The organism is Desulfobacter curvatus DSM 3379 (genome assembly GCF_000373985.1).
Lineage (GTDB): Bacteria > Desulfobacterota > Desulfobacteria > Desulfobacterales > Desulfobacteraceae > Desulfobacter > Desulfobacter curvatus.
Genome location: NZ_KB893046.1, coordinates 53,399 through 63,665, shown reverse-complemented (window position 1 = coordinate 63,665; position 10,267 = coordinate 53,399). Strand labels below are relative to the sequence as shown.

The window sequence follows — 10,267 nt, the reverse complement described above, 5'->3', positions numbered from 1 at the left end:
TCCCTGGTTGGATTATCCATGGCTGAAAGAGCGTCTGTCCGCCCCCTTTCAACTCCGATTAGTGTGAGACGGCAACCACGGACAGGTAATCGAAACAGTTTCAAGCCTGGAATGGGGNAGAACTATGCCCGGACGGAATGAAAATCTTCGGTACAGGCCATGGTTTGTGTAGGAAGAACTACCTTTCCGATGCCTTCTGAAAGAAGGAAAGGCGGAATTTTCCCAAAAAGGAGTGGGCGGAACAACTTCGGCCGACCTTTTATTATTTATGCGTCAGCACTGCCTGTGCTATCAGAAACTGTTTATGCTCGGGGAGATCGATAAAGCCGTCATGATTTATCGTACCGATGCGCCCTGGATGACCATTACCAATCCGGCATCAACGAAGATTGCCGAAATTTCAGGCGAGCCCAACATGGAGGAACTTTTGCTGCGCAAGGCGGATGTTGCTTTTTTTGCCTACGATATCCGAAAAACAGAGAAGAAACTTGCCGTCATAGGTATCCCGGGTGTGGTCTCCCAGGCTGGCGGAGTGGGCTTCAGGACAAAAACAATAGAGGATTTTACCCATACCATCAAACGTCAGATCATGGTCTATGGAGAAGTGCTAGGCGGGCAGTCTCTCGCGCGGGCCGGGAAGTGGTGCAGATATTTTGACGAACGCGTCCGGTTCGTTACAGGCAGAACCCGCCGCCTCCCTGAAACCAGTAAAATCCGGATGTTTTACATGCGCGGCCCCACAAGCCAGGAGACCCATGGAAAAGGCGCATACGTCTATTGGTATGGAAAAATGGCCGGGGCAAAGATGATTGGCGAAAATGAACCTTATTTTTCAAAGGGCACTGTTTCCATGGAGCGCTTGGTATTATGGGATCCGGAGGTTGTCTCTACTGGCTTGGTCTTTAATGATACTAGGTGGGAGAATATCTCAGCGGTCCGTACGGGTCGGGTCTATCCGTCTCCCAGTGGGGTATTCTACTGGGACGGAGGACTGGAAGGCGTCTTATTTATGCAGTTCATAGCAAAAAAATTGTATCCCCGGCTTTTTAAAGATCTGGACCTGCATGCCCAAGTCCGCTTTTTTTACCGGCAATTTTACAACTATCCGCTTTCAGAGGAACAAGCTGAAAAAATGCTTTCCGGTCTTGGGCCGGATGGAGAGCGGCAATCACTATATAACAATTAATTGACGGGATGCAGGATTTCCTCAATCTCATCCTCTGTTATATCATAACCATAGAAACGGGCATAAAATTGCCGGACTTCATCTTGTATGTTGAGATCCTTGAATAATTCCGGATGAATATGTTTAGCCGCCCAGGGCACCTGCAGGGCTCCCTCACCGCTGCGTACCGACCACAGGTACACGCCGCGCGGGGCCTGATAAACCCGGCCTTCGGTCACAGCCCGGATATCTTTCCACTGCTCCGAGTTTGCTACGGTTTGTTTCCCGTTGTATGAATTGCTGATAATAATGTCAGGATTCCATTTTATGATCGTTTCGATGGAAACTTTCCGGCTGCCTTCGACACCATATTCAGCGGCAACATTTATGCCTCCGCCGGCCGTTATCCATGAATAACTTATGGTATTACGCCCTTCGGTATTCAACCCATCCTCGCCTCCGGCATAGTAGACCCTGGGCTTTTCATTTTTGGGGATATCTGCGGTTTTTGACCGAATTCTTTCAATCATTGAATCATAATATTCACAAAAGGCAATGGATTTCGTCTGATATCCGCCGCCAAGGACATCTCCGATCATTCTGACCGTGTTTTTGATATCCGCAAAATTCAACAGACTGACGGCCGGGCAGGGAATGCCCAGTGACAATACCTGATCACGCCTGCCAAACAGGACATCAGGATTCACACGGACCAATGTCTCCAATTGTATTTCCGACTTGCCTCCCGGAGCACCGTAAATGACAGGGACATTTTTGATCTCTGGGAAAATTTTAAGCACCATTGGATTGGTCGCCACAAATTTCCCCGTGGCTACCAGGTGATCACCGGCGCCAAGCATCAAAACCATCTGCGCTAATGCACCGTTGGCGCAAACCCTTTTGACTTCAAGGGGAATTTTGACCTGATTTCCTTCGCAGTCGATGACAACACGCCCTTGTTCCGACGTCTGCGCCCGGCAATTTTCTGAAAAAAGTAAACCGATAACAAGAAGTCCAGCAAATAATTTGAAAAGATATTTCATCATGTGAGATCCGTTTAATTGTCAAGTAGAGGAATACAGGAGTGAATTTTGGTCCCATTATCCAGATACGATTCGTTAATCTTTACCTTTACGCCATAAGCGCCATGCAAATTGTTTTCAGTAACAATCTCTTCGGCATTGCCGATACGGGGCTCATTCTTTCTGCAAACGAGAACGACCTGGGCTGAGCACAGAAACGTGTGGTCAGGCGCATGGGTTGTCATGATGATGCTCAGGCCTGTTGCGGCTAAGGCATTAATCTGTGAAAGCACACGCGCCTGGTTACCGAAATCAAGGCTTGAGGTCGGCTCATCCATTAAGAGAATATGCGTTTTCTGGGAGATGGCCCTGGCGATAAAAACCATCTGCCGTTCTCCGCCGGAAAGCTCGGTATATATCCGTTCCCTGAGATGAAGGATGCCCAGTTTATCCAGGGATTCTTCCGCTTCCCTGTAATCATGGGCTGATGGTTTGGAAAAATTGCCGATATGCGCGGCCCGCCCCATAAGAACGATGTCCATCACGGAAAAAGGAAAGGGAGAGACATGGGCCTGGGGAATATAACCCACGTACCGGGCAAGTTTCTTTTTGGGCCATGACCTGATATTTTTCCCTTCTATCCTGACCTCCCCTTCGATGGGATCAAGAAATCCCAATATGGTTTTCAGAAAAGTGGTTTTCCCAACACCATTGGGGCCGAGCAGGCATACAATCTCACCTGGGCCTATTTCCAGCGAGATATTTTTCAGGGCTGCTTTTTTGTTATACCCGCAGCTGAGGTTGTCTATTTCCAGTTTCATATCCATCCCTTTTTCCCTTTAATGAGCATATACATAAAAAACGGTGCGCCGATAATCGAGGTGATGATGCCCAGCGGAATCTCCACGGAAAAGAGACAACGGGCGACATCATCGACAATGACAAGAAATATTGCGCCCACCAGAATGGAGACGGGCAGCAGCTTATGAAAATCCGGGCCGACTATGAGGCGGGAAATATGGGGAATAATCAGGCCGACCCAGCCGACGAGCCCGCAAATACTCACACAGGAGGCGGTTAGCAGGGTTGAGCAGGCGATGACCAGCAGCCGCAGCCTCATGATATCAATGCCTAAGGATTCCGCCTCATCGTCCCCCAGGGAAAGGATGTTCATCCGCCAGCTGACCAGGAGAAGCGGGACAGCGCCCAGGGTGATGGCCGGGAGAAGAAAGAGCACATCGCCGGCATTTGCGCTTCCCAGACCGCCCATCAGCCAGAAGGTAATTTCCGGGAGTTTACTTTCCGGGTCGGCAACATATTTGATGATGGAAATAAGAGCGGAAAAAAGACTGGTCACGATCATTCCCGTCAGGATCATTGCGATGATCGCCGTGCTCCCTTTTGCAATGATTCTGCTGACCAGCAACGTGAGCGACACGGCAATCAGGCTTAGAGCAAAGGCCGACACCTGGATAAAGAACATATTAAAGGAAAACAGGATGGCGATGGCTGCGCCAAATCCTGCGCCGGCTGAAGCGCCAAGGATATCCGGGGAAACCATTGGATTTTTGAAGGTTCCCTGATAGGACGCCCCGGCTAGGGCCATTGCCCCGCCGATAATGGAAGCCACTGCAATCCGAGGAAGCCGGATTTTAAAGATGACCGTGTCAACGGCATGGGCGATCTGGTCGCAGTTGCCGGTGAGTTTCAAGACAATGGAATGCAACAGGGTTGTGAAAGAAATGCCGAACTGGCCAAAGGTACAGGACGCAACCAATACGGTGGCAAAAATAATCACAAGGAGTGTCATGGTACTGAGCGGCGCAATATAGTGATCCCTCACTTCTGCAATTTTCGGTGTGTGTGCAACCAGTTCATAATCTGCCATTGCTTACCTCCCTTTGATTTAACGTTGGTTGCTGTGAATTTTGCAATTCATGTACCAATTACAGAGAAGATGGTGATCATAAATTTTTATCTTTAAATTTAATGAGTTAAATCTTATTTCGCATAATGCATCCCTTTTTTGTTAAAAACATTTTGTACTTTAATGAACAATTAAAAGGATAAAAATAACCGAACGGAACGAATAATAAGCAGCTATTGGTCATGGGGCCGGTTAAAAAGAACCTACTCCCCCCGTTGTGCCTCAAGACTGTACAAATTGCGTTTGGTGGTCGTTAATAAGGTCGGCTGCAGTACACAAAAAATTCCAGGCGCCCCGATATCCCAAGGTTGTTTGCCAGGCGCTTGCCAAACGGTCTGTTACAGGCACGCCGGCGCGCAGATGCGGGATCCCGAGCCGCCGGGCGACAGGCGCCGCGGAGGAAGGTGCAATCAACAGGTCAGCACCTTGGGCCGCTTTTTCGAGATCCTCCAGATCGCCTATCTGGATGCGGCTCTCCGGCATCTGCTGAAGAATCGGTGCGCTGTCCGCGGCAATGCCGCAATGCAGATGTGCGCCCAGTTCGGAAAGCCAGCAATACAGAGAAAAGAGATGATCGGGATCACCGGCGAGCGCAATTTTTCGTCCGCTAAACATAGGTGCCACGTTCAACATGGTTTCCACCAATCGGTTCCGTCGGCGCCTGAACCTGACAGGCGTTTGCCGGCCGGTGATCCGGGCAAGAACCTGCATCAGTTCATCGCCTGCATCAAGTCCGACATACCGGTCAAAGAGTTTAAAAGGGATACCGGTGCGTTGTTCCAGAATCTGTGCGGCACCGCGCATATGTTCGCCGAAGGCCAGGGTATAGCTTGATCCACCCAGGCGGCTCAGAAGATCCGGTCCGCCTGCTGCGGCGTTATCCCGTCCGCTGAATATACCCGGCATGGTGTACTTCCCTGTAGGAGAGGTGATAGAAAGGTCCGGAATCACAAGCGGCGTCAGATCAAAGGCTTCAAGGATATCCTTTATTTCCTCCAGGTCGCCGCAGGTCATTTGCCATCCGGCCAGGACTGTAATCTGCCGTGGGTCCCGGTTTTCAGATAAAATGGCATACTGCCCAATTACCGCTTCAACGGCATCACGCCAACCGTCCGGCGAGGCACCGGTGAAATCGGGACAGGTGACAAGAACCGTATCCATGGCGGCACAATCCGGATGAAGGCGCTGTTGCCTGCGGTGAAAATCACCCAGGAACCCGGCAACGTCATTACCGCTGGCTTCAACCATGCCTGTGGCCAGCAGACCGACCAGGCCGGGAGGCGCAGAACGGTTTGATAGTTCAAGCAAGGTATGTTCCAGAATATCGGTGGTCCCTGAAATAAACGAGACCTCATCCAATGCCACCGTCTCAATGGGCAGGGGTCGCTGAAAATGGCGGTTCAGCTGAATCAGGCCGACCATGGCGCAACCGCGGGCACCGAGCATCAGGGGAACGGTATTGCCCATCCCGAGCAGCGCCAATGCCGCTCCCATGGGGCGGCTTATCTTCAGCGGATTGGCTTGATATGATTTTTCCTGAAAAGATTCCTGCGGGGCGGTCCTCCGCCCAGACTGCCCGGGCCTGCGGATCGTTGCACCATTTTTCATCCACGGTCCAGGGCGGCGCACCCTGGCAAAAACAGGATTATGGCAGACCAGGTCGATCTCTTCGGCCAGTCGGATCAGCCCGTCGTACCCTGTCAGGGAAGTTGTCCGGTGGTGCTGGATATCCACCCAGGCAACACCCGCACGGTTCGCCGCAAAAGAATAACCCATCCCACAGAACAGTACGTCGATTTTTTTCTGGTGCAGCAATATTTCCAGTCTCTCTTCTGAAATATCTTCGAAGAGATGCACTTTGCGCCGCGCTGCTGTTTCCTTGGCCAGTCTGCAGTCAGTGACCGAAGTTTTGTGCAGCATAGAGCCAATGACACTCAGGCCGATCTCTTCAAACGCAGTAATAAGCGCCCAGGTCTTTGTCCCACCGCCCATAATCAGTGCCCGCTTGCCCCGCAACCGTTTTCTGAAAGGCGCCAATTGCCGCCGGGCATCCATCTCTTGTTCGACAATCAGGGCCCGGGCCTGCTTAAAGAACCCGGCGTTTCCACTTTGCCTGGCAAGGAGCGCCGCGACATTGATGAGGGTGCGGGACGTGTTGGCAATACCGTATAAGCAGCCTGAAATACCCGGAAGACCGAAACGGTCTTCCAGGTGTCCGGCCATGTTCACCATGGCCCGGGAACAAAGGCTGACAGATGCCTTTGCCCGGTGGGCGGCGGCAATATCGTTATAGCGGCCGTCACCCGGGATAGAGGCAAGGATGCAGATGCCTATGCGGCCGAACAGAGAACGAATGCGCTCCACCGAGCCTGCGACATTGTACTCTCCGATGAGTACAATGTCGAAATCCGTGGAGATCTCCGGCTCCCTGGAGCCGATCACCTGCTCTATAAGCACCTTTCCGGCAAACTCACTGCCGAAATCCTTGCCGCCTGCAAATCCCGGAGCATCCACCGATAGGACAGGCCGGCCGTAACGGGCGCCCATGGACTTGCATACGGCAGAGATATCATCACCGATCATTGCCGGCAGACAGGTCTGGTAGACAAAAACAGCGGCGGGATCATGGCGGGAAACGATATCGGCTATGGCCCGGGCCAGTTTTTCTTCGCCGCCGTAAATAATGTCCATCTCTCCAAGATCGGTGATAAAGGTCGATCGGTGTAGCAGCGAACCCGAAGACGCTGTCGGACGGACAAACCAGAAATGCCCCTGGCAGGTAATCGGGCCATGCACCAAATGTGCGACATCGGTAATGGGTTGCAGAGCAAGCTTAGCTCCCCGAAAGGCGCAGCCCTGATTTACGGCGGCGCCTGCGGCAGGGGACTCGAAAGCCTCTGTCGGACATGAGCGGAGGAGGTCCTCAATCTTTTCCATGGAGAATCCCATGCGCATGATGTTGGACGTTGGATCCCAGTTCGAACCGCCAATGACGATCACTTCCGGATTGCGGGTGAGAATGGCTTCCGGATTCAGGGATTGAAAATTGGCTCCCACACCAATGTTGTCCGCCCCTAAACGGTACCAGACCTTGCCCCAACTGTACGAAATGTCGCCATCGGTGATGCCGATTTTGGCGGGCACAGTGTTTCCCTGTTCGAAATACAGTACCGGTCGAGGCCTGTTCTCCCTGCGCAATGTATCGACCCGGTCGAGAACCGCCTGGGTGCGCATGGTGGTGAACGCCGCCATTTCATCCGCCTTGCGTTGAACGCCGAGCATCCGCCCCAGCATTCGCATGGCCCGGGGGGCACCGAAAAAAGGGTCGGTGTTGAGGTCGATGAAAACCACCGGCAGGCCTAACCGAATCATCTTCTTCACCGAGCCCCGTTCTTTGAACTGGGTATCCACCAGAATCATGTCCGGCCTCAGACCCATCACGGTTTCCGGATTAATGCCGTCATCGGCATAGACACTTCCCAGAGCGACCAGATGCCCGAGTTGAAAAACTTCGGAAAACTTACGGTATCCGTCGATGTCATTGGAGGCAAAATCGTTTCCCACGGCGACCAGTCTCTTGTCCAGATCCCGGCCAAGCAGGGCCACCAGCAGATGGATATCCATGGTACGCAGCAGAACGATGCGCCGGACGTCCTGTTTCAACGTCACCTGACGGTCCAGCATGTCGGTCCAGGTCCTTGTCGGCGTGTCCGGCCCTGGTGATGGTCCGGATGACTCCGGCAGTAAATTGTCGGCCCGGTAAACAAACAGCAGGCAGACGCAGCCAAGCAAAATAACAATCAATAGTCTTTTCATGGGAACTCCGATAGGCATGGGGCATTCGAATACAGGGCAGGTCCAAGGAACTCGATCGCCGGGTCACCGGAAACTCCCGGCCGAACTCTGGCGTCCACCCCGAATACCTCGAAAAGCATGTGCTCTGTGATAACCTCACGCGGCGGGCCATAGCTGTGCAGTCGGCCCTGGGCAAGCACCGCGACGCGATCTGCATACCGGGCCGCCAGCTGCAGGTCATGCAATACAATGATCACCTGCATTAAGGGTGCGGTTGCTTTACGCATCAGCGTTTCGAGGAATGTAAACTGCTTGTGAATGTCGAGGCTGTTCAACGGCTCATCCAGCAAGAGGACGCTTGGCTGTTTGCACAGGGTCTGCGCCAACAGTACCATCTGTTGCTGCCCGCCGCTGAGCTTGCACAGGGGGCGATGTGCAAGGCTCTTCAGTTCTAACGCCGTGAGCGCCTGCTCTACGGCATCAATCTGTTTCTGTGTGATTTTCAGTGACAGGTCCGCGGTCAGTCCCAGGAGAACCACCTCAAAAACAGTCAGGCTGGACTCACATCGTACGTTTTGAGGGAGAAACCCGACGGTCCTGCCCCAAAAAACAATATCCCGGGAACTGATGTGCACACCATTGTATGAGATCGAGCCCCGGTAATTCAGTTGATTTGCAAGACAACGCACCAGCGTTGACTTCCCCGCGCCATTGGGTCCAATCAAGGCCGTCACCGATGTGGAAAATTCAATCGAGATGTCCGCAAGGGAAAAGTTTCGGGAGTGCCGATAACTGAGATGGGAAGCCGCCAGTGTCATATGATGCGCCTCGCATGGCCCCGCAGCACCAACGCCATCAGAAACGGTACGCCGATCAGCGCGGTAACGATGCCGATGGGTATCTGACGGTTAGCAAGCAACGACTTGCTTGCCACCGAAGAGACGGACAGAAAGAGCGCGCCGGTCATGAGGCTCGCCGGCACCAGAAAACGCTGATCCTCCCCAACCACAGCCTTGGCTATATAGGGCGCAACCAGCCCGACAAAACCAATGGTGCCCACAAAGCACACGGCGATGGATGTGATCAACGCTGTGATGACGAGCGTTCTGGTGCGCAACGTCTGGACCTGAACACCCAGAGACTGCGCCGTGGCATCGCCCATGGAAAGTGCCGTCAACCGCCATGAATCCTGCAGCAACAAGGCAATCGCGAGCGCCAGAACCAAGGCCACCATCCCGATTTCCTGATAGGTGGCGCCAAGGATGCTGCCCTGGGACCAGTTTGTCAGCGTTCGGAGCACCTGGTCACTGACAAAATAATGGATTGCGGCATTGAGCGAAGAGAAAAGAAAGTTCACTGCGATCCCCATCAGCAGAATCGTGCTGCGCGCCCTGATCAATTTGCTGACGCCATAAATCAAGAATGCAGAGAGCAGCGAAAACACAAAGGCGAACAGCGGCGTCATCAATCCGGCAAGCTTAGGAGCAAGGAATGGAACCGGGACCAGAAAGGACAAGGCCGCACCAAAAGCGGCTGCCGATGAAATCCCTAAGATGAACGGGCTGGCGAGCGGATTGTCCAGGATCGTTTGCATCTGTGTTCCGGCCAACGCCATAGAGGCGGGCCGTTACTTCGGGAACCGCCTGGGGAGATTTCCCTTCGATTGCTGAGTTGCTGCTCTTTTTAATAACCGCGTCAAGTACGGTAACTCCGCCAAAAAGTGTCAAATTGTCGGTAACACGTCCGGTAACAGATAGCTCGGCACCCGTGTGTACCTGGCGCCCGTCTTCGCTATAGATATTAGTGACCGAATCTGTATAGGCGTTGGCTTTTTCAATCCGGAATAGGGATAGATTTAAATTGGTGCGCCCAATCACCGATTTTATGCCGACTTCAAATTGTCTGCTTAGATAAGGTTCGAGCTGTACGTTGGCGTTCGCTGCGCTGTCCGGCGCAATTGCGCCCTGCTCCAAAGCTTCCATATACGAGGCGTATGTTGTCACCGCAGGGATCGGCTTGAACATGAGCGAGACACAGGGTGTAAACGCGCCGTCTTCATAATCGGAAGTCAGCTCTCCCGTAGTATTCGAGTACTTTTTGTCGTGAATCCTTGCATACGCACCGCCAATCAGCATCGACCATTTTTCATCGAAAGTGATCAGATCTCCCAATGAAACCGTTTGCCGCAGCGTTTCCTGTGTCTTCTTGTAAGAAGAGCTTAAATCAATGCTGATATCAGGATCAGATAAATAAGCCGGGTTGCTCAAATTGAGAACAGATGTCGTCATCCGGTAACGTCTCGATTTCAGGGTTAGGTGTTAAATATTTCTCCCATCTCCATAAGTCTATTACATGCAA

The 10,267-nt window shown here is 52.6% G+C and carries 8 protein-coding genes; 1 reads left to right on the top strand and 7 read right to left on the bottom strand.

Going from position 1 to position 10,267, the window contains the following annotated elements:
• Positions 1–331: 331 nt before the first annotated feature.
• Positions 332–1,186, top strand: coding sequence for a TroA family protein (locus B147_RS28155; protein ID WP_157237848.1), 855 nt, complete (start codon positions 332–334; stop codon positions 1,184–1,186).
• On the opposite strand, the gene B147_RS28150 is transcribed toward B147_RS28155, so the two are convergent.
• The 7 genes from B147_RS28150 to B147_RS30255 all read right to left on the bottom strand — a co-directional run bounded on the left by B147_RS28150 (position 1,183) and on the right by B147_RS30255 (position 10,197).
• Complete coding sequence (locus B147_RS28150) at positions 1,183–2,211, bottom strand: ABC transporter substrate-binding protein (RefSeq protein ID WP_020587174.1); 1,029 nt, start codon at positions 2,209–2,211, stop codon at positions 1,183–1,185. The two genes, B147_RS28155 and B147_RS28150, sit on opposite strands and share 4 nt — an antisense overlap.
• Before the next feature lie 11 nt (positions 2,212–2,222).
• Positions 2,223–3,008: an ABC transporter ATP-binding protein gene (locus B147_RS0110570; RefSeq protein ID WP_026259605.1), complete on the bottom strand. Its 786-nt coding sequence runs from the start codon at positions 3,006–3,008 to the stop codon at positions 2,223–2,225.
• Positions 3,005–4,075 carry a FecCD family ABC transporter permease gene (locus B147_RS0110565; protein WP_020587172.1) on the bottom strand — a complete coding sequence of 357 codons (1,071 nt, stop codon included), beginning with the start codon at positions 4,073–4,075 and terminating at the stop codon, positions 3,005–3,007. The genes B147_RS0110570 and B147_RS0110565 overlap by 4 nt, the downstream gene beginning before the upstream one ends.
• A gap of 261 nt (positions 4,076–4,336) precedes the next feature.
• Entirely contained in the window at positions 4,337–7,930 is a 3,594-nt protein-coding gene (gene nifN, locus B147_RS30260) for a nitrogenase iron-molybdenum cofactor biosynthesis protein NifN (RefSeq protein ID WP_020587171.1), read from the bottom strand.
• Positions 7,927–8,727 carry an ABC transporter ATP-binding protein gene (locus tag B147_RS0110555; RefSeq protein ID WP_020587170.1) on the bottom strand — a complete coding sequence of 267 codons (801 nt, stop codon included), beginning with the start codon at positions 8,725–8,727 and terminating at the stop codon, positions 7,927–7,929. Before B147_RS0110555 ends, nifN begins: the two co-directional genes overlap by 4 nt.
• On the bottom strand, positions 8,724–9,503 hold the full coding sequence (locus tag B147_RS28140) for a FecCD family ABC transporter permease (RefSeq protein WP_083927877.1): 780 nt from the start codon (positions 9,501–9,503) through the stop codon (positions 8,724–8,726). Before B147_RS28140 ends, B147_RS0110555 begins: the two co-directional genes overlap by 4 nt.
• A complete protein-coding gene (locus tag B147_RS30255; RefSeq protein WP_083927876.1) occupies positions 9,388–10,197 on the bottom strand; it encodes a TonB-dependent receptor domain-containing protein in 810 nt (269 codons plus the stop codon). The genes B147_RS28140 and B147_RS30255 overlap by 116 nt, the downstream gene beginning before the upstream one ends.
• Positions 10,198–10,267: the final 70 nt, after the last annotated feature.